The sequence below is a fragment of the Gemmobacter sp. 24YEA27 genome (assembly GCF_030052995.1).
GTDB lineage: Bacteria > Pseudomonadota > Alphaproteobacteria > Rhodobacterales > Rhodobacteraceae > Pseudogemmobacter.
Genome location: NZ_JASJPW010000001.1, coordinates 1245901 through 1270740 on the forward strand (window position 1 = coordinate 1245901; position 24840 = coordinate 1270740).

27 protein-coding genes and 3 pseudogenes are annotated in these 24840 nt (G+C 63.9%); 6 read left to right on the top strand and 24 right to left on the bottom strand.

From position 1 onward, the window contains the following. Positions 1–52: 52 nt before the first annotated feature. Together QNO18_RS06180 and QNO18_RS06185 are read right to left on the bottom strand one after the other, a co-directional pair. On the bottom strand, positions 53–1294 hold the full coding sequence (locus QNO18_RS06180; RefSeq protein ID WP_283176980.1) for an Hsp70 family protein: 1242 nt from the start codon (positions 1292–1294) through the stop codon (positions 53–55). Positions 1295–1386: 92 nt separating this feature from the next. After that, positions 1387–1605: a DUF465 domain-containing protein gene (locus tag QNO18_RS06185; RefSeq protein ID WP_092901202.1), complete on the bottom strand. Its 219-nt coding sequence runs from the start codon at positions 1603–1605 to the stop codon at positions 1387–1389. Positions 1606–1829: 224 nt separating this feature from the next. Here QNO18_RS06185 and QNO18_RS06190 point away from each other — a divergent pair, with 224 nt between their 5' ends. After that, positions 1830–2252: an Hsp20 family protein gene (locus QNO18_RS06190; protein ID WP_092895369.1), complete on the top strand. Its 423-nt coding sequence runs from the start codon at positions 1830–1832 to the stop codon at positions 2250–2252. A gap of 4 nt (positions 2253–2256) precedes the next feature. Next, positions 2257–2484, top strand: coding sequence for a DUF1150 family protein (locus QNO18_RS06195; protein WP_092895371.1), 228 nt, complete (start codon positions 2257–2259; stop codon positions 2482–2484). Between the two features lie 259 nt (positions 2485–2743). On the opposite strand, the pseudogene QNO18_RS06200 reads toward QNO18_RS06195, so the two are convergent. The 3 genes and pseudogenes from QNO18_RS06200 to trxB all read right to left on the bottom strand — a co-directional run. Beyond that, positions 2744–3466, bottom strand: a pseudogene (locus tag QNO18_RS06200) (adenylyl-sulfate kinase); the annotation flags it as partial. A gap of 14 nt (positions 3467–3480) precedes the next feature. Next, entirely contained in the window at positions 3481–4587 is a 1107-nt protein-coding gene (locus QNO18_RS06205; RefSeq protein WP_283176981.1) for a 2OG-Fe(II) oxygenase, read from the bottom strand. Between the two features lie 181 nt (positions 4588–4768). Beyond that, positions 4769–5710, bottom strand: a complete 942-nt coding sequence (gene trxB, locus QNO18_RS06210) for a thioredoxin-disulfide reductase (RefSeq protein WP_283176982.1) — start codon at positions 5708–5710, stop codon at positions 4769–4771. Positions 5711–5964: 254 nt separating this feature from the next. Here trxB and QNO18_RS06215 point away from each other — a divergent pair, with 254 nt between their 5' ends. Continuing rightward, complete coding sequence (locus tag QNO18_RS06215; RefSeq protein WP_092895375.1) at positions 5965–6465, top strand: Lrp/AsnC family transcriptional regulator; 501 nt, start codon at positions 5965–5967, stop codon at positions 6463–6465. A gap of 1129 nt (positions 6466–7594) precedes the next feature. On the opposite strand, the gene pgeF is transcribed toward QNO18_RS06215, so the two are convergent. The 3 genes from pgeF to lgt are packed head-to-tail and all read right to left on the bottom strand — an operon-like array spanning position 7595 to position 10354. Beyond that, a complete protein-coding gene (gene pgeF, locus QNO18_RS06220) occupies positions 7595–8353 on the bottom strand; it encodes a peptidoglycan editing factor PgeF (protein ID WP_283176983.1) in 759 nt (252 codons plus the stop codon). Then, positions 8346–9452, bottom strand: coding sequence for an SAM-dependent methyltransferase (locus QNO18_RS06225; RefSeq protein WP_283176984.1), 1107 nt, complete (start codon positions 9450–9452; stop codon positions 8346–8348). The genes pgeF and QNO18_RS06225 overlap by 8 nt, the downstream gene beginning before the upstream one ends. Beyond that, a complete protein-coding gene (lgt, locus tag QNO18_RS06230; RefSeq protein WP_283176985.1) occupies positions 9449–10354 on the bottom strand; it encodes a prolipoprotein diacylglyceryl transferase in 906 nt (301 codons plus the stop codon). The genes QNO18_RS06225 and lgt overlap by 4 nt, the downstream gene beginning before the upstream one ends. A 220-nt stretch (positions 10355–10574) precedes the next feature. Here lgt and QNO18_RS06235 point away from each other — a divergent pair, with 220 nt between their 5' ends. Next, the gene (locus QNO18_RS06235; RefSeq protein ID WP_283176986.1) at positions 10575–10835 is read left to right on the top strand and encodes an accessory factor UbiK family protein; all 261 of its coding nucleotides are present in this window, start codon (positions 10575–10577) and stop codon (positions 10833–10835) included. Between the two features lie 98 nt (positions 10836–10933). Here the strand turns inward: QNO18_RS06235 and QNO18_RS06240 are convergent, their stop codons facing one another. Further along, positions 10934–11395 carry a hypothetical protein gene (locus QNO18_RS06240; protein ID WP_283176987.1) on the bottom strand — a complete coding sequence of 154 codons (462 nt, stop codon included), beginning with the start codon at positions 11393–11395 and terminating at the stop codon, positions 10934–10936. 213 nt (positions 11396–11608) lie between these two features. Here QNO18_RS06240 and QNO18_RS06245 point away from each other — a divergent pair, with 213 nt between their 5' ends. Next, positions 11609–12094, top strand: coding sequence for a VOC family protein (locus QNO18_RS06245; RefSeq protein WP_283176988.1), 486 nt, complete (start codon positions 11609–11611; stop codon positions 12092–12094). A gap of 3 nt (positions 12095–12097) precedes the next feature. Here QNO18_RS06245 and QNO18_RS06250 read toward each other — a convergent pair whose 3' ends face one another. The 11 genes and pseudogenes from QNO18_RS06250 to QNO18_RS06300 all read right to left on the bottom strand — a co-directional run bounded on the left by QNO18_RS06250 (position 12098) and on the right by QNO18_RS06300 (position 20298). Further along, positions 12098–12949 carry a TIGR02186 family protein gene (locus QNO18_RS06250; protein WP_283176989.1) on the bottom strand — a complete coding sequence of 284 codons (852 nt, stop codon included), beginning with the start codon at positions 12947–12949 and terminating at the stop codon, positions 12098–12100. Beyond that, the gene (locus tag QNO18_RS06255) at positions 12946–13866 is read right to left on the bottom strand and encodes a sulfite exporter TauE/SafE family protein (RefSeq protein ID WP_092895389.1); all 921 of its coding nucleotides are present in this window, start codon (positions 13864–13866) and stop codon (positions 12946–12948) included. Before QNO18_RS06255 ends, QNO18_RS06250 begins: the two co-directional genes overlap by 4 nt. A gap of 86 nt (positions 13867–13952) precedes the next feature. Continuing rightward, positions 13953–14427 (bottom strand): annotated as a pseudogene (locus QNO18_RS06260) (purine-nucleoside phosphorylase); the annotation flags it as partial. A 280-nt stretch (positions 14428–14707) separates the two neighbouring features. Beyond that, entirely contained in the window at positions 14708–15148 is a 441-nt protein-coding gene (locus tag QNO18_RS25625) for a hypothetical protein (protein ID WP_349293839.1), read from the bottom strand. An 843-nt stretch (positions 15149–15991) separates the two neighbouring features. Next, the gene (locus QNO18_RS06270) at positions 15992–16330 is read right to left on the bottom strand and encodes a hypothetical protein (RefSeq protein WP_283176990.1); all 339 of its coding nucleotides are present in this window, start codon (positions 16328–16330) and stop codon (positions 15992–15994) included. Between the two features lie 139 nt (positions 16331–16469). Beyond that, positions 16470–17487 (bottom strand): annotated as a pseudogene (locus QNO18_RS06275) (BMP family ABC transporter substrate-binding protein). A gap of 157 nt (positions 17488–17644) precedes the next feature. Continuing rightward, positions 17645–18079, bottom strand: a complete 435-nt coding sequence (gene rimI / locus QNO18_RS06280; protein ID WP_283176991.1) for a ribosomal protein S18-alanine N-acetyltransferase — start codon at positions 18077–18079, stop codon at positions 17645–17647. A 16-nt stretch (positions 18080–18095) separates the two neighbouring features. Beyond that, the gene (gene tsaB, locus QNO18_RS06285; protein ID WP_283176992.1) at positions 18096–18830 is read right to left on the bottom strand and encodes a tRNA (adenosine(37)-N6)-threonylcarbamoyltransferase complex dimerization subunit type 1 TsaB; all 735 of its coding nucleotides are present in this window, start codon (positions 18828–18830) and stop codon (positions 18096–18098) included. Positions 18831–18851: 21 nt separating this feature from the next. Then, the gene (locus tag QNO18_RS06290) at positions 18852–19415 is read right to left on the bottom strand and encodes a NifU family protein (RefSeq protein WP_198836880.1); all 564 of its coding nucleotides are present in this window, start codon (positions 19413–19415) and stop codon (positions 18852–18854) included. A gap of 145 nt (positions 19416–19560) precedes the next feature. Next, positions 19561–19725 carry a hypothetical protein gene (locus tag QNO18_RS06295; RefSeq protein WP_283176993.1) on the bottom strand — a complete coding sequence of 55 codons (165 nt, stop codon included), beginning with the start codon at positions 19723–19725 and terminating at the stop codon, positions 19561–19563. A gap of 150 nt (positions 19726–19875) precedes the next feature. Continuing rightward, complete coding sequence (locus QNO18_RS06300) at positions 19876–20298, bottom strand: diacylglycerol kinase (RefSeq protein WP_283176994.1); 423 nt, start codon at positions 20296–20298, stop codon at positions 19876–19878. A 453-nt stretch (positions 20299–20751) separates the two neighbouring features. On the opposite strand from QNO18_RS06300, the gene QNO18_RS06305 reads away from it, so the two are divergent. Then, positions 20752–21210, top strand: coding sequence for a manganese efflux pump MntP family protein (locus tag QNO18_RS06305; protein ID WP_283176995.1), 459 nt, complete (start codon positions 20752–20754; stop codon positions 21208–21210). A gap of 91 nt (positions 21211–21301) precedes the next feature. Here the strand turns inward: QNO18_RS06305 and QNO18_RS06310 are convergent, their stop codons facing one another. The 4 genes from QNO18_RS06310 to QNO18_RS06325 all read right to left on the bottom strand — a co-directional run bounded on the left by QNO18_RS06310 (position 21302) and on the right by QNO18_RS06325 (position 24798). Continuing rightward, positions 21302–23173, bottom strand: a complete 1872-nt coding sequence (locus QNO18_RS06310) for a trypsin-like peptidase domain-containing protein (RefSeq protein WP_283176996.1) — start codon at positions 23171–23173, stop codon at positions 21302–21304. 177 nt (positions 23174–23350) lie between these two features. After that, entirely contained in the window at positions 23351–23806 is a 456-nt protein-coding gene (locus tag QNO18_RS06315; protein WP_092895413.1) for a universal stress protein, read from the bottom strand. Between the two features lie 108 nt (positions 23807–23914). Continuing rightward, positions 23915–24364 (bottom strand): PaaI family thioesterase, encoded by a 450-nt coding sequence (locus QNO18_RS06320; protein WP_283176997.1) that lies wholly within the window; start codon positions 24362–24364, stop codon positions 23915–23917. Beyond that, complete coding sequence (locus QNO18_RS06325) at positions 24361–24798, bottom strand: PaaI family thioesterase (RefSeq protein WP_283178754.1); 438 nt, start codon at positions 24796–24798, stop codon at positions 24361–24363. Before QNO18_RS06325 ends, QNO18_RS06320 begins: the two co-directional genes overlap by 4 nt. Positions 24799–24840 lie beyond the last annotated feature (42 nt).

The window sequence follows — 24840 nt, forward strand, 5'->3', positions numbered from 1 at the left end:
CGGGGCGTCCTGGCAAAGGAAAGGGCGGCCCTTCGGGTCGCCCTTTTCGCATTCACGCGGCGGCGGCCAGCGCAAGGCCATCGACCACCGCGGTAAAGGCCTCGGATCGGTGGATACGGGCCTCGGGCAGGATCTCTGTCGCGAGGTCGCTCACCAGCCGCATCAGGCTTGAGCCGCCGACAAGGATCACCGCGCCGATCTGATCCGCCCCGAGCCCGGACAGGCGCAGCGTCTCGCGGATCGCCTGGTCCAGCGCCATACGGTAATCGCGCAGCGCCAGATCCAGCGAGCCAAAGGAGATCGGTGCCGAAAGGCCCGGCTCGACAAACTCCATCGCGATGCGGGTCTTTGCCTCGCCACTATTGGCCGCGATCTTGCCACGCTCGACCGCGAAGGCCAGTTCATGGCCGAGTTCTTCGCTCAGCACGGTGGCGAGCCGTTCAAGCCGTTTGCGATCCACCGCAAGGCGCAGCATCGAGGCGACTTCGCGTCTGGTTTCCGGCGTGTAGAGGAAGGGGATCCGCGCCCATGTGGCAAGGTCGGAATAGATCGCATTCGGCACCGGCAAAAGCCCCGGCCCCATTTCGCGCTTCAGCTCGCCCCCCTGGCCAAGGCGCGGCATGACATGGGCGAGCGCGACGGAGTGGTCGAAATCGGTGCCGCCCAGCCGGATACCATGGCTGGCGAGGATATCGACCTTGCCGCCTGCCGCGCGGAAGACGGTGAAATCCGAGGTGCCGCCGCCGATATCAATGATCAGACCGGTCTGATCGCCGATCTCTTGCTGGCAGGCCCAGGCGGCGGCTTCGGGTTCGGCCAGGAAGTCAACATCGGTGAAGCCGGCGGCGAGGTAACAGGCGCGCAGATCGGCAAGGGCCTGGGCGTCGCGACCAGGGTCATTGCTGTGGAAATGCACCGGGCGACCAGACAGAACACGGTCGGGGCAGGCGCCGAGGCTTTGCGTCACCCGGGCGCGCAGTTCGACCAGAAAAGCGGTGATGATGGCCGCGAGGCTTTGCCTTTTGCCGCCGATCATCCTGGTCTCATGCAGCAAGGGGGTTCCGAGCACCGATTTCAGCGCCCGCATATAGCGGCCCTCATCCCCCGCAATCAGCGCCTCGCCTGCCGCACGACCGATGCGCATCGCGCCGCCTCCGGGTGGGAAGAAGACGGCGGTGGGAAGGGTGTCGCTGCCCTCTTCGATGGCGATGCGCTGCACCTGGCCATCGGGTCCGGTTACAGCAACCGCCGTATTCGAGGTGCCGAAATCAACTGCGAGAACCTCTGCCTGCATCATCGCCGCCCGTCATGAAAGGGATTGGGGCGCGCGACCTAGCCTAAACCCCGGACCGCCGCAAGCGTGGGGAGAGCAAACGGCTGGGTGGCTCAGGCGATGATATCCGGGATCAGCCGATCTTCGATCGTGGCGATCTGGTCCTTCAGCGACAGCTTTTGCTTTTTCAGCCGACGGATCGTCAGGATATCCGGACGCCCGTTCTGTTCCAGCGCATAGATCGCCTCGTCGAGATCACGATGTTCCCGGCGCAGAACCCCGAGTTTCACGCGCAGCATCTCATCAAAGCTCATTTCAGAGGGGGCATTCATGGCTGGACGCGGGTCTTTGCTGAAGGTTCTGATCAAATCATAGAGCCGATTGATGATTCGGAGAAGCACCGCCCTGCGGAATGCAGAAATTTTCCCGTATTGGCGGTGATTTGCCGGCCTTGCAGCCGGACAGGCTGCGCCCCATATTCCACAATACCGGGGCAGGTCGCCGATGATGGGGCCCGCCGCCGCGAATTGTCGCTTTGTAAAAGGACAGTCCGGGAATGACGAAACTCAGCTTCGGGGCACACCCGTTCCTTCTTGGGTTTGAACAGCTTGAACGGCTGGTCGAACGCACTGCCAAAAGCGGTGAAGGATATCCCCCCTATAATATCGAGGCCGTGACCGAGAACGCTTACCGTATCACGCTGGCGGTGGCCGGATTTCGGGAGGAAGACCTCGCGATCACGGTCGAGGACCGGCAGCTGGTGATCCGCGGCCGGGTCTCGGATGGCGAGAACGGGCAGGAACGTGTTTTCCTGCATCGCGGCATCGCATCGCGCGCCTTCCAGCGCAGTTTCGTGCTGGCGGATGGGGTGGAAGTGGCGGGGGCGCATATGGAGCATGGGCTCTTGCATGTCGATCTCAGGCGCCAGGTGCCGGAGACCGTCGTGCAGACGATCAGGATCGGGCAGAGAAAGGGGTAAGAAGATGAATACGCCGTTTGAAGGATTTCCCGAGGGCAAGAGCCGCATCGTCTATGTCAGGCCGGTGGCGGTGGAAGATCTGCCCGAGGAAGTGCGCGAACAAGTCGGCGATGCCGGCGTGATCTATTCCGTCCATGCGGTGGACGGCCAGCGCCTTGCACTGGTGGCGGATCGCGCTTTGGCGTTCAACCTGGCGCGCGCGCATGATTTCGCACCGATGTCGGTGCATTGAGGCGTTGATTGCCTCACTGACCGGGCAGGCGCTGTCGCACCAAAGGGAGCGTAGTGTCAGCCCTGAAAGATCATCCCGACCGGGCGTGCAGGCTGAAATGCCGATTGGGGGAGCAGGACCGGATATCGGTCGCGCAATGGAACTGGCCGGAAAAGGGGCGCCCTTTCCGGCCGTTTCTGTTTCTGGGGGCGGTACCTCAGGCCTCGATCATCTCGCGCAGCGCGCGGCGGGTCGAGGTATCGGGCGCGATGGGCGCTCAGATCGCGATGCCGCCATTCCTGGTGATTTCCCGAGCGACATAGCCGATGCGCCTGATATTGATGTCGCGATGCTCTTTCGAGAAGCGGAGCCCGGTCGAGAGATGCTTGCGCACCGCATCGCCGTCCAGCGGCGTCAGCGGGCGCCCGCCCATCTCCATCAGCTTGACCATCAGCGCATTGGCGATGGCCGATTTGCCCGCGCCGGAACAGTGGGTGAAGAACAGCGTGAAGCCCTGTTTCGAGCGTGACGGCCAGCTGCGGCGCAGTTCCTTGACCACTTCGGGGAAGGAGAACCAGATCAGGGATCTCCAGCCCTTCGCGCAACCGGCGGGCAGCTCGGTGCCGGAGATATCGAGGACAATCACACCTTCCTGGTCGCGCAGCACGATGTCCTGGCCCGGCCTGACCCCTTCGGCTAACTTTTCGGACACATCCGGCGTGATCGGCATCGGGAAAAGCGTGCCATCGGCGGTGCGCGTCGTCTCGACCACGCCGTCATAATCGGCCTGGCACATATGGCCTTTCAGCGGGTAGAATCCGCCATTCATCAGAAGCTTGAGGTCACGGGTCTGGCGCGGGCTCAGATCTCAGAAGATCAGCGCCGTCGCCGCATGCTTCAGCTTTTGCGCAGAATAGTAAGAGACGCAAAGCTCGGGGATCGGGGTAAGGTTGGGGGCGACATCGGGACCCGTCTTTCCCTGACGATCTGCGGGCGCGGACAGCCTGTCGCGCCGTTTTACCCCTGCGCCTGGGATGGGGCGATGCTCGCCATATTGGCTTCGCGGATTTTGGCGGCCTCGTCATCATAGACGAAGGGCAGGAACGCGTAGCGCCGCCCGCGTGTGACCGGCGAGACCTGGTGCAAAAGCGAGCAGGAAAACACCACCGCGCCCCCGGGCGGCGCCTTCAGCCCGTCCGGACCATATTCGGGAAAGCTGACCTCGCCGCCGTCGAAATCGGAATTGAGATTGATCGAGACCGCAAACCGCCGATGTGCCGTGCCCAGAGTGGTGTTGTCGCGATGCGGGCTGAAATGCCCGCCCTCGGCTGCATCATAGCAAGAGACGATATAGCGCTCCATCCGGGTGGCGATGAATTGATGCGCCTTGCGGATCTCGGGAAGAACGCGGCGGCGGATCGCCGTCTGAATGCGCCCGATCATCGCCTGATCGGTAATGTCGCAATCGCGGCGGCTTTTGAATTTCAGGTCATTGACGCCAACGGTTCTGTCGCCGACCTGGCGCATGGTGCCCGAAAGCTCGCCGCCCCTTGCCTCATAAGTGGCGATCAGGCTCTCGCAGAGATCGGGTTCAAACACCCTGGGCAGGCACAGGACGGGGGCCTGGAGCCGCATACCGGCAAATCGGTCGGGGGCGGGCTGGCTTTCCAGGATGCCAAGGATGCGCGCGATATCAGATCCGTCCTGTTCAAAAGGCACGGTCGCAATCATCCGCATCGTGGGATCCATCAGCGCCCAGAGCGGGCGCAGCCCGGTGCCGGGCGGGACCGTCTCACGCGGGGCAGCACCGTAAAGCCTGGCGGCGGTCAGATCGGTGTCCCACAGAAAGCGGCAGCCGGGCAGGCGGTTTTGCAAACGCCCGTCCTGGTCACGCGGATCGGCGCTGATCCCGAAAAACGCCGCGAATTTGTCATCAAAGAGGTCCGTGCGTGCCAGCGCGGCTTTGAGGCGGGAGGCGCAATGCGGGCTCGAAGTGCTGGCGAAGAAGCAAAAAAGCAGATAACGGCCGGCGACGGTATCAATGGCATAGCGCGGTGACGCGGCAGAAGGCAGGGTGAACCAGGGCGCGGGTTCCCCGGCAGTGATCTGAATATAGGAAAGCAAAAGCGGCCTTTGGTCAGGAAACGGAGCGTGCACAATCTGCGGGTGAACCCCGGCAGTCTGGCCCGAAGCCCTGGGGTGACCAAATCACAAAAAATTGAAATGGCCTGGCCTGAGCCCCGCCTGTCACATCGGGGACGCGACAGGCGGGGCTCAGGACGGGCGGTGCACAGGGCGCGTGTGGTCAGGGCTGTTCGGCCAGCCAACGCTCGGCATCAAGCGCCGCCATACAGCCCATACCGGCCGAGGTCACAGCCTGACGGTAGACATGGTCGGTCAGATCTCCGGCCGCGAAAACGCCGGGGATCGAGGTGCGGGTGGTGCCCGGCTCGACCTTCACATAGCCGCCGTGATGCAGTTCCAGCTGATCGGCCACCAGCTCGGACGAGGGCGCATGGCCGATTGCGACAAAAAAGCCCGCGACCGGCAGATCATGGGTTGCGCCGGTTTTCAGGTTCGAGACCCGCACGGCCTCGACGCCCAGCGGGCTTTCGCCCCCCAGCACCTCGGTCACTTCGCTGTCCCAGATCACCTCGACCTTCGGATGTCTGAACAGCCGGTCCTGCAGGATCTTTTCGGCGCGCAAACTGTCGCGGCGATGGATCAGTGTGACTTTCGAGGCGAAATTCGTCAGGAAGAGCGCTTCTTCGACAGCCGTATTGCCGCCGCCGATCACCGCGACCTCTTTGCCGCGATAGAAAAAGCCATCACAGGTCGCACAGGCCGAGACGCCAAAGCCCTTGAACTTCTCCTCAGACGGCAGGCCCAGCCATTTCGCCTGCGCACCCGTCGCCAGGATAACGGCGTCAGCGGTATAGGTGGTGCCGCTGTCCGCAACAGCGGTGAAAGGGCGGTTTTTCAGATCAAGCGAGGTGATGTAATCGGCGATGATCTCGGCGCCCATCTCGCGGGCATGTTCTTCCATCTCGATCATCAGATTGGGCCCCTGGACTGTTTTCAGACCGGGCCAGTTCTCGACATCGGTGGTGATGGTCAGCTGTCCGCCGGGTTGCAGGCCCTGGATCAGCAAAGGCTGCAACATAGCGCGCGCGGCATAAACCGCTGCCGTATAGCCGGCCGGGCCGGAGCCGATGATCAGAACTTTGGTATGCCGCGTCTCAGCCATGTTGGTCCTTCCCCGCCACCCGGTCGGGGCGGCCTGATGTCGCTTTCGGCGCGCGCCGTTCCGGACGCGCCTGTTCAGGAAGGATATAGACAAGGCGGGACCGGGCCGGAAGCCCCCCGGAAAACGCGGCTGCGAAATGCCGGTATGCAGGGCACGCCTCGCAATCCTGAGCGTGTTGGTGGCGTTATCATTGAAACATTGTTGCGCAAAAACGGGCAAAAGCCTATTGAGGCGACGGAACTAAGGAGTAACCCATGGCGAGCCACAAGCTTGACGAAACCGACCGGCAGATCCTGGCGGAGCTGCAGTCAGATGGTCGGATGACCAATGTCGAGCTGGCGAGCCGGGTGGGCATCTCTGCGCCGCCCTGTCTGCGGCGTGTGCGCACCCTTGAAGAACAGGGCTATATCAGCGGCTATCACGCCGATATCGACGCAAGGGCGCTTGGATTCGAGGTCGCGGTCTTTGCCATGGTGCGGCTGTCCTCGCAGGCCGAAAGCGATCTCTCTGCCTTTGAGGAACGCTGCCGCGCCTGGCCGCTGGTGCGCGAGTGCCATATGCTGAACGGCGAGATTGATTTCATCCTGAAATGCGTCTCGCCCGATCTCTCGACCTTCCAGACTTTCCTGACGACGGAACTGCTGACGGCACCGAATGTGGCCAATGTCAAAACCAGCCTGGTGATCCGCAATGCCAAGGATGAGCCTGGCGTGCCCTTTGGGGTTCTTGAGGCGCGTCTGGCGCGCAATGCCTGATACGGCCCCGGACGGACGCAGCGGGCAGTATAATTTTCGCTGTCTCTGAGGGAACCGGATGACGGGTATTCGGGTTGGATCAGTATCGCCAGGGGCGATACGGTCTGGTCATGAGTGCGCCATTACGGATGTGATATCAGCGAGTATGCCTGCAGGGGCCGGTCATCTGAACCGGCCCTGGCAGGAAGTGTTTCGAAACAGGAAACGGGCGCGGCGTTTTTGCTGCGCGACGTTTAGCGTCAGGGTGACGTGATCGCTGGGATCTCTTTGTAGTAAGAGTGGACCGGGTGCCGGGTTAAACGGGCGTCAGGGTTAACTGGCCCGCTGAAATGAAAAACGGCCCCGCATTCTGTGCCAGAGGAGCACCGGGGCCGTTCTTACTCACCACGTCTCCCGTATCGTGAGCGGCGACCGGGAGAGATCTGGAACAGAAAAGCGGTCTGGACCGTTTCGCGCTCCGGATCATAGTCAGGGACTTTGACCTGACGCCATTCGTGCGTCGGTTGCGCCCCATTGTCAAACATTTGCCGTTGTTGCCGGGCTGAGATCGAAGAAATCCGCCTGAATCCCTGGCATTGTTTCGAATTCGCTGCTGTTGAGCCGCTACAACTGCCGCAAATCAGGCTTTCAGGTGGCATTCTGACCGGAGGGGGACCGAATCCCTGTCGTTCCGATTCGTGCTTAACGTGCGGTCAGCGTGCCGCGATGCCACCCGCAGGCCCATTGCGGCGGAAAAGGGGGTAGTCGGGCGATGCGAGCCGCCGGTGATCACCTGAACCGGCTGCCTGGTCGCGACGGCTGATTTTCCGGCGCGCATCCAGGGAAAGGCCGGAAGCGGTTGCCCCGAGGCCGCGATCACGCTTTGCAGCCAGCGGCGTTGCGTCTTGGCTTTTGTGGTTTCGGACTTCGGCGGGAACATCTTGCCTGCCATGCTGCGTCTCCTCGATACTGCGCTCGGTTTATCGATGGCCGGGTCTGATGCCCTGGGTTTCATCGCGTCTTGCAGGCAGAATCGCCGAACAATGCGGCGTTGTTTTGGCCGATGGATCTGAAATTGTGGTCATTTCCAGGCGGGACGAAATGCGCCAAAATCGGACGCATTGTTTCCAGGCGGCCATCGCCTGCCCGGTCAAAGCCGGATAGAGGCGATCAGCCGGCCGTAATCGGCCTCGCCGGCATGGGTCGTGCGGCGATAGGAAAAGAAGCGATCCGGGTCGGCATAGGTGCAGTGCCCAATCCATTCGGCATGGCCGATCCCGGCGCCGCGCAGCCGGTGAAGGCCATAGGATGGCAGGTCGAACTGGTAGCGCCCGTTCTGGCCATTGGCGAAGAAACGGCTGTTGTCCTGATCCTCGGCGAGGAAAGTCTGCAGGAAGTCTTCCGTGACCTCATAGGCCGCCTGACTGATGGTCGGGCCGATTGCGGCGCGAATCCGCGCGCGGCTGGCTCCGATTGCCTCCATCGCGTCAACCGTCGCCTCAAGCACGCCGGTCATGGCGCCGCGCCAGCCGGCATGTGCCGCGCCGATCACGCCGGATTCCGGGTCGGAAAACAGCACCGGCTGGCAATCGGCGGTCAGCACCGACAGCGCGACGCCCGGCAGGCGCGTTACCATCGCATCGGCTTTCGGGCGCTCGGCCTGGTCGCCGGGGGGCGCGGTCACGGTCACCACATCGGGCGAATGGACCTGATGCACCGAGAGCAGCCCATCGGCGCCGACCCCCATCGCCTCGGCCACGCGGGCGCGGTTGATCGCCACGATCTCGGCCTGGTCGGTGGAGCCAAAGCCGCAATTCAGCCCGGCGAAGATCCCCGAAGAGGCGCCGCCCTTGCGGGTGAAGAAACCGTGGCGCTGCGGGATCGCCCCGGAGGTTATGATTTCAAGCATCGTCTCTGCCTCCCCTGGCAGTGCTTTCGACCGTGATACTCCCGACCGGAAATCCCGCAGGAGGCGGCGTTCCGGCCGGATGGATGGCGAGGGCTTTGAACAAGGTCCCCATTTCTGCGGGATCGGTCAAGCGGCGTGCGGCGGCAAGCGGGTCGTTTCGTGCAGCAGCCGGATGGGCGGCAAGTTGCTGAGCCCGGGGCCCTATGCCAAGCGCGGTCAAAAGCGCACCCTGGGTCGTATAAGAGGCTGCAGCGGGCAAAGCCGCCCGGGCGAGCGCCCCGAAATCGACATGGGCGGTCAGATCGGCCTCGCCGGGTGTGGCAAAGGGGTCGACCCAGGCATGGGCGTGCATGGCCTGGAATGTGTCGCCCAGGCTCTGCCAGTCCCCGTAATCGACGATCAGCGCCATCCCGCCATGGCGACGGATACGGCCCGAGATTTCGGCCATGATCGGAGCGGCGGCGGGACAGATCTCGACGATGCGGCCTTCGGCGACATCCTGACGGTGATCAAGCGCGCCCAGCGGGCCGGGAGGCGCGCGGCCGGGGGTCAGCGCTTCACCCGAAAGGCCGATCATGGTTTCCGCCCAGCCACCGCTCTGGCGGGTGAACTGACGGATCGGCAATGCGTCAAAAAACTCATTGGCCAGAAGGAACAGCGGCGCCTGAGGCAGATCCTGCACCAGAGGCAGCCAGCGCGGCTGATGCCCGGCAAGGGTCTTCGCCTGTATGCCGCGAAGTGTCGCGGAGGCCTCGATCAGCACCAGATCGGCGGCGGCGTGGAACCCCGGCACGCGGGCGGTGGCGCGCAGGACATCGGCCATCAGCGTGCCACGCCCCGGCCCGCATTCGGCCAGGGTGAAGCGCGCAGGCGCGCCCTGATCCTGCCAGGACTGCGCGAGGCACAGGCCCAGCAATTCCCCAAACATCTGGCTGATTTCGGGGGCGGTGGTGAAATCTCCGGCCTGGCCGAAAGGGTCACGGGTGGCGTAATAGCCAAAGCGCGGATGCAGGAGGCAGTCGGCCATATATTCGGCAAGGCTGACCGGCCCGCTGGCGCGGATGCGGGCGGCGATCAGCGCGGCCAGCGGGGTCGTCACGGCTTGACCGTCTGCACTCCGGGCCGGCGGAAGACGAACCACAGCCCGATCAGGATCATCGGCAGCGACAGGGCCTGGCCCATGGTCAGCCCCCAGCCGTTGATATGGAAGGCAAGGCCCAGCAGGTTATCCGGCCCGACGAATTGCGCATCGGGCTGGCGGACGAATTCGACGAGGAACCGCGCGAGCCCATAGCCGGCGATGAACACGCCCATGATCCGGCCCGGAAAGCGCAGCCAGCCGCGTTTCCAGACCAGCCAGAAGATCAGTGCGCCCAGCAGCAGTCCCTCAAGCGCCGCCTCGTAAAGCTGGCTTGGGTGGCGGGCGCAAAGCGTGACCAGGCCGGGGCAGGTCTGTGCCGCCTCGCCAGGGAAGATCACGCCCCAGGGCAGATCGGTCTGCCGGCCCCAGAGCTCGGCATTGATGAAATTCGCAAGCCGCCCGAACAAAAGGCCCGGCGTCACAGCATAGGCGAAAAGGTCCCCGACCGAGAGGGGTGCCAGGCCCTCGCGCCGGGCAAAGATCAGCCCTGCCACCGCCACGCCAAGGAAACCGCCATGGAAAGACATGCCGCCATCCCAGAGCCTGAGCGCCGCCATCGGATCGGCCATGAAATTCTCAGGCGAGAGGTAGCGCCCGGGCTGGTAGAACAGCACATAGCCCAGCCGCCCGCCGATGATCACACCAAGGATCACCCAGGTCAGCAGGCGTTCTACCTGTTCCGACGTCATGGGTGCTGCACCCGGTGCCCAGAGCCGCGCGGTCCTGACCGCCCGCGTCACCAGAAACCAGCCCAGCAGCAGCCCGGCAATATAGGCGACCGCATACCAGCGCAGGGCGAAACTCATGCCGAACAGCTCGACCGAGAAAATGTCAGGGGAGAGATTCGGGAAAGGGATCATCCTGCGCTCCTGCTGGCGGCCGGGGCGCAACTGCCTGGCCCGAGATGCTTGTCATGTGACGCTTTTGCGTGAGACGCTTGTCTTGCGGGCAGGGGATGAAGTCAACTGCAAGGGCCGCGCCGCAACCGGGGCCTCAACACTTGTGAACGGGCGTGCGGGCGCGCATATAGGGTCAAAGCGACCCGGATCCCCCCGGGGCTGACGACAAGGGATGGCCGAGATGCAGAGCCGCAACAAATTCCTCGACGATATGAGCCAGCTCATGACCAATGCCATGGGCGTGGCCCAGGGCGCGCGGACCGAAGCCGAAACCGCGATGAAAAGCATGGTCGACCGCTGGATGGCCGGGCGCGACTTCGTCACCCGCGAGGAATTCGACGCCGTGCGGCTGATGGCGCAAAAGGCGCGCGAAGAGAATGAGGCGCTCTCGGCCCGGATCGCGGCGCTTGAGGCGGCAGCGGGCGGCGCAAAGGCAAAGTAGCCCGGATTTCTCCCCGGAACCTGTGCCCTCCGTCACCTGAGGGAAATGAAAATGGCACCGGATCACTCCGGTGCCTTTGTTATTTCGGGCAGGCCGCGTCAGGGGCGGATCTGATCCATCAGCGCGCGCCAGTCCAGATAGGCTTTTTCCTGATCGGGCAGCGGTGTCAAATCGCCACCAGCCTCAATGAGCGTCGCAATCGTGCGCGCTTTCAGCTCTGGCTCTTCGCTGCAGGCGAGGGTGCTGTTGTCCAGGAGATCGAACGCCGGCGTCTCGTATTTCGCGATGATCCCGTCGGTATCAAGCTTCAGCTCGCCATAGGCCAAAAGGTCAAAGCCGTCGGTCAGCAGGGAATGTTCCTCATCCGAAAGGCTCGCCTCCGGGCAGTTCTGGCTGAGGACGAGGGTGTTTTGCATATCCGAAAGCAGCCGGTCAGCCGCGACCGGATCCTGCGCGATCCCCGACATATCGGGCAGCGTGATATAGACTTTGCCATCGGCGAGCGCCGCCGTTGCGCCAAGGCCGAGCGTGACAGCGACGGCCAGGAAGATGCGTTTCATCTGGGTAACCTCACAGAGTTGCCAGCCGACTATTGCGCCGCGCGGGGGGATGCGAACAGGGCGGGTTTCCTGACCTGACGGCTTTGCCCGCCGGTCAGTCTTCACAACTCTGCGATCTCTGCACAGATCCGGTGCGGGAATCGCTGTTTTCGCAAGGCCGGGGCGTCTCTATCTGTGAGGGGAAACAATTTCGTGAGAAGGGAGAGCGATCTCATGACGACCCCGATCCATCCCGCGACCCGCGTGGGCCATGTGCATCTCAAGGTCTCGGATCTTGACCGTGCGATTGGCTTTTACTCCGGCGTGCTGGGCTTTGAAGTCACCCAACGGTACGGCGCCCAGGCGGCATTTTTGTCGGCGGGCGGCTATCACCACCATATCGGGCTGAACACCTGGGAATCGCTTGGCGGCACGCGCCCGGCCCCGGGGACGGTGGGGCTGTACCATTCGGCCTTTCTCTATCCCGACCGCAAGGCGTTGGCCAATGCGCTTAAACGCCTGGTGGAGGCGGGGTATCCGCTGACCGGCGCCTCGGATCATGGGGTGAGCGAAGCGCTTTACCTTGATGACCCCGATGGCAATGGCGTGGAGCTTTACTGGGACCGCCCCGAGGCCGACTGGCCGCGCGACGAGAAGGGCGGGCTGAAGATGACCACCCGCCGCCTTGATCTTGAGAAACTGTTGGTGGAAGCTGACTGAACCCTAGCGCCGGATCAGCCGGGTCGCGGCCGAGGCGGCCCAGCCGGCAAAGGCGGCAATCGCCAGCGACAACAGGCCGTAAAACAAGGGCTGCTCGCGCGAGAGGTTGAAGACCATGCGCTCCAGCCCTTCTTTGCGCACCCGGATCCAGCGCTCGTGGTTCGCGATGACCTTGCCGTCGCGCAAGAGGAACATCCGCACCCGGTAGACGCCTTCGGTCAGGTTCGAGGGCAAAGTGAGATCGGCGCGAAACAGCGTCTGTTCTGACAGCTGGACACGGTTTTCCAGCATCCGGTAGCGCCCCTCATTGGTGCGCACCCGGATCATCGAGCGGATGAACTCGCCCTCGGCCAGCAGGATCGGGAAAAGCGGCATCGTATCCGGGTCGCCGCCCCGGGCGACCCAGGCCTCGGTCGCGGCATCCGCAGCTTCAAGATGCACCAGCTGGTCGATGGAGATCGCATGTTTGCGGTTCTCCTCGGCGCTCAGGATCTCGTCGAGCTTGCCGGTTGTGGCCACGGCGTAGAAGCTGGGCGCGCTGGAAATATTGACAGAGTCGCGGTTGATCCAGATGCCGGCGGTGCGTTCCTTGCGCCTGACGGTGACCGGGCCGGAGGGGCCCTCGGCGGTCACGATCACATCGAGCCGCCCCTGTGGCGCCGGTGCGTCGCGCCGGACGGCGCCATAGACGAGGATCTCGTCGCCATCGAAATTCGCGGTGATCGAGACGCGGTTCTGGCTCAGGCCCGAGACGATTGTCTCGACCGGGGTGTCTGGGACGCCATCCTGTGCGGCGTCCTGCGCCATAGCGGGGCCCGCAAGGATCAGCGTGGCGATCAGGGTAAGCCGCCTCATGGCAGCACCCCGGGCATCACCGAATATAGCTCGACCGGGCGCAGCAGCAGATCAACCGCAATCCTGAGCGCCACCGCGACGACGAGCAGCGACAAAAGGACGCGCAGCTGTTCGGCCTTGAGATAGACGCCGACACGGCTGCCGATCTGCGCCCCGATCACGCCACCAAGGATCAGCACCAGTGCCAGCATCATATCGACGGTCTGCGAGGTGACCGAATGCATGATGGTGGTAAAGGCCGAGACGAAGATGATCTGGAAAAGCGAGGTGCCGATCACGACCTTGGTGGGCATGCCCAGCAGGTAGATCATCGCAGGCACCAGGATGAAGCCGCCGCCCACCCCCATGATCGCGGCCAGAAAGCCGGTGAAGGCGCCGATCGCCATCGGCGGGATCACCGAGATATAAAGCCCCGAGGCGCGGAATTTCATCTTGAAGGGCAGGCCATGCGCCCAGGAATGGGTATGGGCGCGGCGGATCTGTACCTTGCCGCCCCGCGTCCGCAAAAGCGCGCGCAGGCTTTCCTGCAACATCGTCGCGCCGATAAAGCCCAGGAAAACGACATAAGAGATCTGCACGAACAGATCGACCTGGCCCAGTGACTGCATCAGCGCAAAGACCCAGATCCCGATGGCAGAGCCGATGAAACCGCCCGCAAGCAGCACGGTTCCCATGCGGAAATCGACTGCCTTGCGCTTCATCTGCGCCAGCACCCCCGAGACCGAAGAGGCCACGACCTGGTTCGCGCCGGTCGCCACCGCGACAGCGGGCGGCACGCCGATGAAGAACAACAGGGGGGTGATCAGAAAGCCGCCGCCAACCCCGAACATTCCCGAAAGAAAGCCCACGATTCCGCCGATCCCGAACAACAGGAAAATATTGACCGAGACCTCGGCGATAGGGAGGTAGAGTTGCATCGGGGAAGGGGCCAGGCCAGTAACAAGCGGGGATGTGTCAGCTCAGGTTTGCCCGCCTGCGCCCGGAAGTCAAACCGGCTTTCACCTCACGCGAGATCGTGCAGGTAACGGCGCAGGATTCGTTCCAGTTTTGCCGCACCAACGGGGGCGCCATGGGTTAGGTATGATCGCGGCTGATCGCCTCGTCTGAGAGACCTGCAGCCATATTGCTGATGGTTGAGATTGCCGTGACCGCAAGGCAGAGAAGCCGCGTGAGGATCACTTCGGGCAGGGTGGACATGCCGACCGTATCGCCTTCGAGGAGTTTAGGCATACGAATCTCGGCAGGGGTTTCGAAAGAGCGGCCGGAATACCAGCAACAGATCCCTTCCCCAGGCGGGATCGATTCGGCATCGGTCGCCTGGGTGAGCGCCTGGCGCAGCCGGGGGAATGGGCGTTTGTCATGGAGACGAAACGGGCATCAGTAGGCTCGCTGATCAGCGTATTGCGGTCATTATAGTTGATGTGATCGGAAAGGAGCATCAGATCCCCGGGCGGAATGTCTGAGCGCAGCGCCAGGGCCTGGAAGACGGCAAAGAGCAGGCAGGCCCAGAGCGCGGCAACCGGACGCCATTTAGCTAAGATCATCGCGGCGGTCAGAATTTTGCCATCGGGCCCGATGTCGAAAATCCCGGTGCGATCGGACCAAAGCCCGCGAAGGCAGGTTAGCAGCAAGAGCGTTGAAAGCTGCACCGTCGAAGCGAGAAGCCGGAGGACCGAGGCGTGATCCATCAGGCGGCCTTTGCTTTGGACGCCTGGGTGGGCAGGCGGGCGAAGACACGTTCAGGCCCGATGCCGACCATCATATCAGGGCTCCGGTGAAGAGGCTCACGAGGCCCTGGATCACGATCCGCGTCCCGATGGGAATGGCGGTCATGAATCCAGGCTCGGATCCGCCCTGGAAGATGAAGCCAAAGAGAAACGCCGCCAGCACCACGCCAGGCGGATGGTTCCGCCCCATCAGCGCCACGGCGATGCCGATGAACCCGGCACAGGCGGCGGAATTCTCGAGGAGGCGGCCGGCATCTCCCATCACATTGCTGACCGACATAAGGCCTGCAAGCGCGCCCGGGATCAGGAGCGCGGTCATCGTGGTCTTTACCGGGCCGGTCCCGGCGTAACGCGGGGCGCCTTCGGATTTGCCCAAAGCGCAGCAGCGGAACCCGGTGCGGCTGTGCCAGGGGAGGAGCCAGATCACCAGCGCCGCCACAAGCGCGAGGAACAGCGTGATAACGGCTGGCACGGTGCGCTGGAAAAGAAGATCGTGTCCCCGGGCATCTGGATGAAACGCGGCAGCGCCATCGCGGCAAGGAAACGGGCACAGGACGGGTCCAGGGAGTCGATGGGGCGCGCACATCGACCAGCAGGAACACCAGAAGGTTTGCCGCGATAGAGTTGAACATGATCGTGGTGATCACGATATGGCTGCCGCGCCTGGCGTGGAGCCAGGCCGGGATCGCGGTCCAGGCGGCGCCTAAGGCCGCCGCTGTGAGCGAGGCGCCGGGCAGTGCCAGCGCACCCTGGACCATGGTGGTCAGCGCAAACCAGGGGCTCTCACCAGTCGGGATGATCACCAGCGTAGTCAGAATGCCGCAAGTGTCAGCGAAATCAGCGGCACGACGACCAGATCGGCCCATTTCGGCAAGGGCTGCATCAGGGGGCCTCTGCCGTTTGTTCGGGCGGAGTCCGGTCTGGGATTCGGGCGGGGGCAATGCCGACCTTCAGTCAGCCGATATCGCTCTCGGATGTGGCTCCCGGGTCGTGCAGCGCCATGATGCCACCGTCGAATGTAATGGCGATACGGTCGGAAAGGCTCATAATTTCATCAAGTTCGACCGAGACCAGCAGGATCGCATGACCATCTGAGCGGCGCGCCGGGCGGGGCCGGTTTCTGCGGTGCCGAGCGCGGCGACAAGGCGGTCGCGCCCCCCCTTTGAGGATGCGATAGAGGTGGCTGGGCTTTGCCGAGGGTAAGGATGTCGGTGGGTTCATCGAGGATCAGGATATCGGCGTTGCGTCAGAGGGCTTTCAGTATCTCAACCCGCTGCTGATGGCCGAGCGAGAGGCCTTCGACCAGTGCGTTGGCCTAGACCTCGAGCCCGTATTCGCGTGCGAGTGCGGTGAGGCTGTCGCGGGCGGGCCGGAGCGAGCGGCCAGGCAGCGGGCCATCTTTGGCGCCGGGGATGACATTTTTCAGGACGGTGAAATTCTTCACCAGCTTGAAATGCTGGAAGACCATGCCAATGCCGGCGCGGATCGCGCTCAGACCGTCGGGGAGAGCAGTCGGGTGGCCATGGATCAGACACTCGCCCTGATCGGCACAGTAAAACCCTAAAGGATCGACATCAGCGACGATTTGCCGGCGCAGTTTGCGCCGATGATGCCTGGGAGCATGCCTTTCGGGACGGAAAATCTGATCCGGCATCGGCGCGGACCGGGCCGATGCTTTTCGAGACGCACCGCAATCTCATGGCCGGGGGATATGTGGCGGAGGCCGGGGGGTTAAGACCCCCCGGACCCCCCGCGTGGCGCCCGATTGCGTCGCCGGGCATCCCCCGGCCCATTCAGAACGGCGCCGTGTCGCAGGTATTGCCCGAGCGGGAGGCGTGGACTTTCAGCTCGCCCGCGATGATTGCCGCCGCTGCGGCATCGACGCTTGCCTTCATTTCAGGCGTGATCAGCGCGGCGGTATTGTTGTCCGGCGCATTACCTACACCATCTTCCTTCAGCTCCAGAAGCTGCGGCGTCAGGTCCTGCGCCTCGCTCTGTCTGAACCAATCACAGACTGCCAGTTTGACGCGCTTGAGGATCGAGGTCAGCACCTGGCTGGGATGGAGGTGGTCCTGGTTCGAAGCGACGCTGACCGAAAGAATGCCCTCATCCGCTGCGGCCTGTAAAACGCCGAGCCAGGTCTGGCTGGCGGCGGCGAAGATAACATCAGTGCCTTAGGCTTTCAGGGTGCGGGCCTGTTCCGGGTCTTTGACCGGGTCATTCCAGGCGTCCGGAGGATCGCCGGTCATCGGGGAGGCGAATTTGATATCCGGGTTCACCGCCTTCGCCCCTTGCGCAAAGCCGCAGCCGAAGGCCCGGATCCGCGGGACATTCATGCCGCCCGACAAAGCCCAGCCTGCCGGTTTTCGAGGCCCGGGCCGCGAGCATTCCGGTCAGATAAGAGCCCTCTTCCTCGTGGAGGCTGATCGAGAGCACATTCGGCTGCGCTGCCGGATCGACCCGGCCGTCGGTGGTGACGATTTTCGTATCGGAGGAAATCGGGTGCGATGCGGGCAATCGGATCTGCATGCCAAATCCGGTTGCCACCACCGGATTGGTGCCATTCTCGGCCATGCGGCGCAGCGATTGTTCGCGCTGGGTCTCTTCGCGCATCTCGCGTTCCTGGCAGGTGCCTCCGGTCTCGGCCTTCAGGCGCACGGCGCCATTGCAGGCGGCCTCGGTGAGGCTTTTGTCGACGCCGCCGCCGTGGTCGAAGATCAGTGCGTGGTCTGCCAGGGAGGCGCTGGCGGCGATTCCGGTGAAAAGTGCGGGGACAGCGGTTGCCTGGGCAGGACGGGTTGCAAGGATCATGATTTTTTCCCTGCTGGAACAACGCTTTCTGCCAGGAGCTTTCCCCGGTCCGGCCGGAGCCCCGCCTGATCGCCGCCATCCCGGCTACGGAGCCTGGCCCTGGGTCGAGGTGTTTTCTGGGCCTGGCGCTTACCCGGCCCTTGCATGGTGGCGCGCGTCAGCCCTCGCGGGCGAGAACCAGCGCATCGATGTGATTTCCCCCGGGGGCCTGGTAATAGTTCCGGCGGCGGCCTGCCTCGTGGAAGCCGGCGCGGGTGTAAAGGGCGATGGCCGGGGCATTGTCGGCTGCGACCTCGAGAAACAGCGAGGTTGCGTTGCGGGTGCTGGCCTCGGCCAGAAACCCCGCGACGAAGCATTCGCCCAGCCCCTGACGGCGGTGCCGGGGATGGACGGCCAGCGTCAGAAGTTCGGCCTCGCCTGCAATGGCAGAGCCGATCAGAAAGCCCGCGGGCTCCTGATCCCGCGCTTCGGTCAGAAGGAAGACATGGGGCCGGGAGAGAAGCGCCGCGATCTCCGCCGCGCTCCAGGGGCGCGGTATGGTGAAAGAGGCGGCATGGATCCGCGCGAGGCTTTCGGCCAGGACGGCTGGCATGTCTGGGGCGACGTGTTCAGCCATCCGCATCAAGCGGGGCGCGATCCGTGGTCTCCGGGCCGTTGGCATCAAGTATCACCGGCGGCGGATCAGAGGGCGGCGCGGCATCGGGCGGTCGGACATAAAGCGGGGCCGGGCGCGCGTTCTGGGCCAGGCCACAGGCGAATTTCCACACTGCAACCTGTGCCAGCCGGCCGGGAATATTCTCCAGCTCGCAGCACAGGGCGCGGCCCGCGAAAGGCGCTGCGATCTCGTCAGCGCGGTGGCCGGTGACCTGCATCCGCCCCGGCATCGCAAGGTCGGCGGGCGGGCAGGCGGGGTCGATCAGCCGGGGCGCGGCCTGGGCTGCGCCATAGCGGAAAGGCTGGACATAGGCCTCGCCGCGCGGGGCGGGGAGGCTCACAAGCTCGGCCGGATGGGAATGGGGATGGGCGGGGTCGCGCATCATCTCGAAACTGGTGACACCGGTCTGCGGCAGGTCAAGCCCAAGCGCCAGCCCGCGCGCGGCGGCGACCGCAATGCGTATTCCGGTGAAATTTCCCGGGCCAACCCCCACCGCCAGCGCCGCCAGATGCGCCCAGGGCAGGCCGGCCTCGGCCAGAAGCTCTTCGAGCATCGGCATCAGCCGCTCGGCCTGGCCCTTTTGCATCGGTTCAAAGCGGGTGAAGAGCCCCTGCGGCGTAACCAGAGCGGCCGCGCAATGCGCGGCCGATGTGTCGAAAGCCAACAGAGGAAAACGCGCCTCAGCCATCAGGGGAATGCCGGACGCGGATCAGGCCGCGACCGGGCGGACCTCGGTGACTTCCGGAATGTAATGGCGCAGCAGGTTCTCGATCCCCATTTTCAGCGTGAGGGTCGAGGAAGGGCAGCCGGCGCAGGCGCCCTGCATATGCAGATAAACAATGCCGCGATCAAAGCCGTGGAACGTGATGTCGCCGCCGTCCTGGGCCACTGCCGGGCGCACGCGCGTGTCCAGCAATTCCTTGATCTGGCTTACGATACCTTCATCGGCACTGTCGAAATTGGCAGCATGACCATCGCCCGGACCTTCGCCGTCGATCACGGCCTGGCCGGACTGGAAATGCTCCATGATCGCGCCAAGGATCTGCGGCTTGATATGGGGCCATTCGATCTGATCGGCCTTGGTGACGGTCACAAAATCAGACCCGAGGAAAACCCCGGTCACGCCGCCCGCCGCAAAAATGCGCCGCGCCAGCGGCGATTTTGCCGCCGCTTCGGCATTGGGGAAATCCGCGGTGCCAAGTTCCAGCACGGTCAGGCCGGGCAGAAATTTCAGCGTCGCCGGATTCGGAGTGGATTCGGTCTGGATGAACATGGTGCTTCTCCGACTGTATCAGCCGGATATGGGGCCGGCGGGATCACAAGTCAACTGCGCGCCCGCGTGTAAACCCCCTGCGGAGCGCGGAATGCGGCAAAGGGAGGCGTGCCCGGAGCCAGATGGCCCGCATGGCAACACTGTTTCAGGCGCGGTCCGAGCCGAAATAGGCATACATCTCGTCCAGCGCATTGAGGCGCGAAAGCTGCACCGGGGCCGGTTTCTGGCTGGGCGGGGTATAATAGGTCAGGGCCGGATCCTGCGGCACGAGGACCGCTTTCAGAATATCGACGGGGCGTTGCACAGACATGTCGTGCATCCTTTGGTAATTGTCGCCTCCCGCCGGAAATATAGGTCAATGCTGCGATGCAGAAAACCCGCCGCTTCCGCAGGGCGGGGTTGCATCTGCGGCATGTCTTCCCTCACGGCAGCCGCCAGATACGGCTCAGATAAGCCCGGCTCAGATAAGACCGGTCTGGCCGAGCACCACCCAGACGAGATAAAGCGCGGTCGCAATCAGCGTCGCCCCGACCGCAAGCGAGCCGAGATCCTTGGCATCGCGGGCAAATTCAGACCAGTCCGGCGAAAGATGGTCGACCAGCACCTCAAGCGCGGTGTTCAGCGCCTCGACGGCAGTCAGCACCAGCAGGAAAATCGCGAAGCCGAGCAGTTTGGCGAGGCCCACCCCCCAGAGCGCGAGGCCGGCAAGCACGATCAGCCCGATGGTCAGCTCCTGGCGAAAGGCGCTTTCGTGCAAAAGCCGGCGGAACCCGGCGGCGGAATAGGTCGCCGCCGCCAGAAGATGGGCTAAGCCCGATTTGCGCGGCGGCTTCTGGTGCGGCGGCTTTATGGCGCCGCCCTGCGGTATCTGCTGGCTGGTCATACGCAGTCGCCTTTCGATGTGAATTAACGCCCCGGGGCTTTCGCCGGATGCTGGCTTTTATGCCCGCGATTGTCCACCCGCTGCGACGGGTGTCGTGGCGCAGATGCAAATGAGTTTCATTGTAACATAATGATTTTACTTTACTTTTTATCATGACCTGCCTATCTGGCCCGCATCGGGGAGTAGCGACTGCCAGGTGATGGCAGGGGCGTATCAACACTCTCGCCCGCGGGGAGATCCCGGGCATGGTGCGTCCGGCCCGGGTCACCTGGGTCATGCAAGACCGTGCTCTGGGCCTCAGGCCCGTTCACAATCCCGGCGTCTCGCTGCCGGATCCAAAGGACAGGAGACCCGCATGTCCCCCTTCACCATCGGCATTCTTGCCGTTTCGATGTCTGTTGATGCTTTTATTGCCTCGCTCGGGCGCGGCGCGGAGAACAGCGGCCGGGGCTGATGCGCGCCGTAAAGACGGGCGCGATTTTCGGCGCGGTCGAGATGGTCACGCCGCTGATCGGCTGGGGGCTGGGGATGGCGGCGAGCGCCTGGGTTCAGGCGGTGGATCACTGGATCGCCTTCGCGCTTCTGGGGGCGGTGGGGGCGCATATGCTGTTCCAGGCGCTGTCGCGCGGGACAGATGAGGCACCACCCGCCCCTGGGCTGCGCGCGACCGTGCTGACGGCCATTGGCACCTCGATTGACGCGATGGCGGTGGGTGTGTCGCTGGCGCTGCTGGAGGCGAATATCTTTGTCATTGCCGCCGCCATCGGCTTCACCACGATGGTGATGAGCGCGTCGGGGATCCTCGCCGGTCGCTGGCTCGGCCGCAGCTTTGGCCGGCTGATAGAGACGCTTGGCGGCCTTGCCCTGATCGCGATGGGCGGGCTGATCCTTTTCGAGCACCTGACAGGCTGAGCCCCGCCCTGCGCGCTGAGTTGTGACGCTTGCCAAAATGAAAAACAGGCCCCGGGGGCCCGTTTTGCGCCTGGGAGCTGAGCCTTGCGGCTCAGCGGTAGCATTGCACCGGTACAACGGCGGCGGCAAAGGCCTCGGGCAGTTCGCCTGAAAGATCACCGCGTATGCCTTCGCCCTGGGGCCGCGAGATGCGTTCCCTGGCGAGGAAGGTCAGGAGCGGCCCCGAAGGCACCGCGAAATTCATATTCTGCGGCAGGGTGCCGGTTTCCTCGAGCATGGCGATGTCATCAACGCGGCTCACCACCACACCGATCACTGCGCCCTTTTTGTTCAGAAGCGGGCCGCCCGAATTCCCGGGTTGCACCGGTGCCGTGATCATCACCCGGTTTGACGACCCGTCTGCGCCGCGCAGCGCCGAGACATTGCCCGAAGTGACAGTCAGCCCCTGATCGAGACTGGTCGAATAGGGGTAGCCGAGCGTGGTGACCGTCTCGCCCAGTTTCGGAACCTCCAGCGCCGAGAGCTTCAGCCAGGCGCCGGTGTCGATCGCGCCGCCCAGCACCGCCACATCCAGCGTGGTATCTGCGGCCAGAACTTCCAGCGCGCTGCCGTCGGCCATGCCGATGGCAGAACAGCCCTCGATCACATGGGCGGCGGTGACCAGTGTGGTCGGCGCGATATAGAATCCGGTGCCGGAGCTTTTTAGCGTGCCATTGACTTTGGGGCGCGGGGTTTCGGCCACGGCTGCGACCTTTGGCGCACCAACCGGCGCGGCGGGCTGTCCTTCGGGGGCGCGGATCGGGGCCGGGCCGCCGGGCGCAGTGCCAAGTTCCGCCGGGCCGGCGGCAATGGCGGTTCCGGGATCGGGTGCATCGGGCAGACCCGGGGCCGGGGTTCCAAGCCCGCCGGGGGCGGGCGCTGCATCTGCGGTAGCGGTTCCGGGCGTTGCGGTTCCGGGTGCGGGGGTGCCAAGGATCCCATTGGCCGGCGCATCGCTTGCGGGCGGCAGATCTTCGACCAGATCGCCCGGAATGTCTTTCGGCGGGGTTGGGTGCGATGCTTCGGGCGGCAATGTGGGGATTGTCTCCGGTGCGGTTGGCGAGGTCACGGCGGATTTTCCGGGGCGCTCCACCTGATCCTCGGCGCGCGGCGCGGCCGCAGCGGCTGCGGTGGGCGGCGCAGCCCCTGCGGTGCCATTGATCACCTGGTCGATCACGCCGCCCGGGGTCCAGATCAGAGAAGCCGCGCTGGCATTGCCCGTCACCGTGGTCCCGGCCAGCAGATTGACACGGAAATACCCCTCTTCCGTGGTCACGAAGTTCATTGTGCTCCACAGCCCGTCATGCAGGTCAGAGCGGATATAGGCGGTCATCTTATTGTCGAGATCGACCCAGCTGATCATCGTCTGGTCATTGGAGAACTGATAGGGCTTGGTATCTGCCCGGGCCTTGCCGAGAAACCAGTCATGATCGGATTGCGCATCGGCCAGTTTGCCTTCGCGGATGATCAGCGAGATGCTTTTGTCCTTTGAGAGATATTCCATCTCTTTGGCATCTTTGACTTCTTCGATCAGGCCGAACGGGAAGAGGTAAGAGGTATTGGCGATGGGCGAGTAATTCAGCTGCCAGTCGTTCCTGACCCGTTCATCTTCGAGAAACATCACGAGGTCTTTGATATCGCTGAACTTGGGCACCGTCTCGCGCCCCGCAGTGCGGGTCGCGTATTTCGCAAAGGCCTGCTGGGATTGATCGGTCCAGATCCCGTCCACCACGCCGAAGAAATCGCCGGTCCAGGCCAGAGATGCCTGAAGGGTCGCGGTGTCCTCGCGGCTCAACTTCGTGGCATCGAAGGGGTGTTCCAGCCAGGACTGCGCGCGCGCCATCCCCGACAGGTGAACCAACATAAGGATCGGCAGAAGGGCTGCGATCAGCAGAAACCGGAGTGACATCAGGGACAAGCGCATCGCAAAGCACTCCGGCAACGGGATGAGGGGATTTTTCGCGCCATGCTGCCCTGAAACCGGCGCAAAGCAAAGGCGTTTCAGCGCCTATTGCGGTCATGATCTCCTGATGTGATCACGCAGAGCGGGGCGTTTCCAGGCGCAATCCTGCGCCTCAGGCCCATCCGGATCGCGAATCGCTCAGGTGATCTTCTCAAGCGTTTCTTTCGACATATCTCCGGGCACGATGGTGATCGGGGTCGGCAGGCTGCCCGAATTGCGGCTCATTGCAGTGACCAGCGGGCCCGGGCCGGATTTGTCGGTTCCCGCGCCCAGCACCAGGACGCCGGTTTCCGGATCTTCGCGCATCTGGGCAAGGATCTCGGTCACCGCATCGCCTTCGCGGATCACCAGTTCGGGGGTTACGCCCTGTTTGTCGCGCATCCATTTGGCAAAGACCTCGAAATGCGCCTCGATCCGCTCGCGCGCTTCGGCCCGCATCAGATCGGCGACGCCCATCCAGTGCTGGAACTCCTCGGGCGGGATGATCGAAAGGATCGTCACGCCGCCACCGGTATGGGCGGCCCGGAGCGCCGCATAACGCATGGCATTAAGGCATTCGCGGCTGTCATCCAGCACAACCAGGAATTTCCGCATCCGATATTCTCCTGCTTGGATAGGGCAATTCTGGAACGGCGGCGGGGGAAATGGCAAGCGTCTCTGTCGTGATTGTCGGGTAAAGCCGTGATAAAGCGGGAGGGCGCCTCAGCCCTCGCGCATCAGGAAATGCCCGGTGCCCTGGGCAAAAAGCCGTTGCGGGTCCTCTTGCCAGGCTTCGACATGGACCGAGGCATAGCGGCGGCCTGAGCGGTTGATGCGGGCGCGGGCAAAGGCATCGCGCGGCTGGCCCGGGCGCAGGTAATCCACCGTGATATCAATGGTTTTCGGCAAGGCGGGCAGGGCGTCTGCTGTAAGGGAAGCCGGCAGGATACGGCCCTGGTGCAGCGCAGCGAGGCCGGTGATCGCGGTCACCTCAAGAAAGGCCGCCGTGACCCCGCCATGCAGCGCCGGGATCAGCGGATTGCCGAGATCATCGCGGTAAGGCAGCACAGCGGTCAGTTCCGCCCCGGCAGTGTCGAACCGGATGCCGAGAAAGCCCAGATAGGGGATCCGGGCCACGACTGTCTCAAGGAGCGGCGCATATTCACTGGTCATCGCGGATCATCCGGCAGGGTGCGGGCCACGTCATCGCCCCGTTCGAAGGTAAAGGCGCCGGTGGCCATGGCGACCGGGCGTGTGCTGTCCTCATCGCAGGCGGTGACGCGCACGAAGGCGACCGAACGGGTGACATGGTGGCATTCGGCACGGGCGCTGATCGTCTGGCCCGGCGTTGCGGGGCGCATATAGTCGATCCGCAGATCCAGCGTCGCGGTCGAGCGCGGCCCGGCCGGATGCGCCATTACGGCCGCCCCCGAAGCCGTATCCATCAGCGCCGAAACCGCGCCGCCATGGATCACCCCGGTTGCCGGATCGCCGATCAGCCGTTTGTCCCAGGGCATGGAAATCACCGCTATTCCGCCGCCGATCTCCTCCAGGCGGAGCCTCAGCGCCTTTGCATGAGGCAGCGCCTCGATAAAACGGTGCGCGATGGCGAGTGTGTCGGAAGCGGTGGGGGGGCGGTCTCTTGCATG

Bases quoted from the DNA above. Each gene is read 5' to 3' on its own strand.
- QNO18_RS06180 (WP_283176980.1), bottom strand. From the start codon at position 1,294: ATGCAGGCAGAGGTTCTCGCAGTTGATTTCGGCACCTCGAATACGGCG.
- QNO18_RS06185 (WP_092901202.1), bottom strand. From the start codon at position 1,605: ATGAATGCCCCCTCTGAAATGAGCTTTGATGAGATGCTGCGCGTGAAA.
- QNO18_RS06190 (WP_092895369.1), top strand. From the start codon at position 1,830: ATGACGAAACTCAGCTTCGGGGCACACCCGTTCCTTCTTGGGTTTGAA.
- QNO18_RS06195 (WP_092895371.1), top strand. From the start codon at position 2,257: ATGAATACGCCGTTTGAAGGATTTCCCGAGGGCAAGAGCCGCATCGTC.
- trxB (WP_283176982.1), bottom strand. From the start codon at position 5,710: ATGGCTGAGACGCGGCATACCAAAGTTCTGATCATCGGCTCCGGCCCG.
- QNO18_RS06215 (WP_092895375.1), top strand. From the start codon at position 5,965: ATGGCGAGCCACAAGCTTGACGAAACCGACCGGCAGATCCTGGCGGAG.
- pgeF (WP_283176983.1), bottom strand. From the start codon at position 8,353: ATGCTTGAAATCATAACCTCCGGGGCGATCCCGCAGCGCCACGGTTTC.
- lgt (WP_283176985.1), bottom strand. From the start codon at position 10,354: ATGATCCCTTTCCCGAATCTCTCCCCTGACATTTTCTCGGTCGAGCTG.
- QNO18_RS06235 (WP_283176986.1), top strand. From the start codon at position 10,575: ATGCAGAGCCGCAACAAATTCCTCGACGATATGAGCCAGCTCATGACC.
- QNO18_RS06240 (WP_283176987.1), bottom strand. From the start codon at position 11,395: ATGAAACGCATCTTCCTGGCCGTCGCTGTCACGCTCGGCCTTGGCGCA.
- QNO18_RS06245 (WP_283176988.1), top strand. From the start codon at position 11,609: ATGACGACCCCGATCCATCCCGCGACCCGCGTGGGCCATGTGCATCTC.
- QNO18_RS06250 (WP_283176989.1), bottom strand. From the start codon at position 12,949: ATGAGGCGGCTTACCCTGATCGCCACGCTGATCCTTGCGGGCCCCGCT.
- QNO18_RS06255 (WP_092895389.1), bottom strand. From the start codon at position 13,866: ATGCAACTCTACCTCCCTATCGCCGAGGTCTCGGTCAATATTTTCCTG.
- QNO18_RS06270 (WP_283176990.1), bottom strand. From the start codon at position 16,330: ATGCCGGATCAGATTTTCCGTCCCGAAAGGCATGCTCCCAGGCATCAT.
- rimI (WP_283176991.1), bottom strand. From the start codon at position 18,079: ATGCCAGCCGTCCTGGCCGAAAGCCTCGCGCGGATCCATGCCGCCTCT.
- tsaB (WP_283176992.1), bottom strand. From the start codon at position 18,830: ATGGCTGAGGCGCGTTTTCCTCTGTTGGCTTTCGACACATCGGCCGCG.
- QNO18_RS06290 (WP_198836880.1), bottom strand. From the start codon at position 19,415: ATGTTCATCCAGACCGAATCCACTCCGAATCCGGCGACGCTGAAATTT.
- QNO18_RS06295 (WP_283176993.1), bottom strand. From the start codon at position 19,725: ATGTCTGTGCAACGCCCCGTCGATATTCTGAAAGCGGTCCTCGTGCCG.
- QNO18_RS06300 (WP_283176994.1), bottom strand. From the start codon at position 20,298: ATGACCAGCCAGCAGATACCGCAGGGCGGCGCCATAAAGCCGCCGCAC.
- QNO18_RS06305 (WP_283176995.1), top strand. From the start codon at position 20,752: ATGCGCGCCGTAAAGACGGGCGCGATTTTCGGCGCGGTCGAGATGGTC.
- QNO18_RS06310 (WP_283176996.1), bottom strand. From the start codon at position 23,173: ATGCGCTTGTCCCTGATGTCACTCCGGTTTCTGCTGATCGCAGCCCTT.
- QNO18_RS06315 (WP_092895413.1), bottom strand. From the start codon at position 23,806: ATGCGGAAATTCCTGGTTGTGCTGGATGACAGCCGCGAATGCCTTAAT.
- QNO18_RS06320 (WP_283176997.1), bottom strand. From the start codon at position 24,364: ATGACCAGTGAATATGCGCCGCTCCTTGAGACAGTCGTGGCCCGGATC.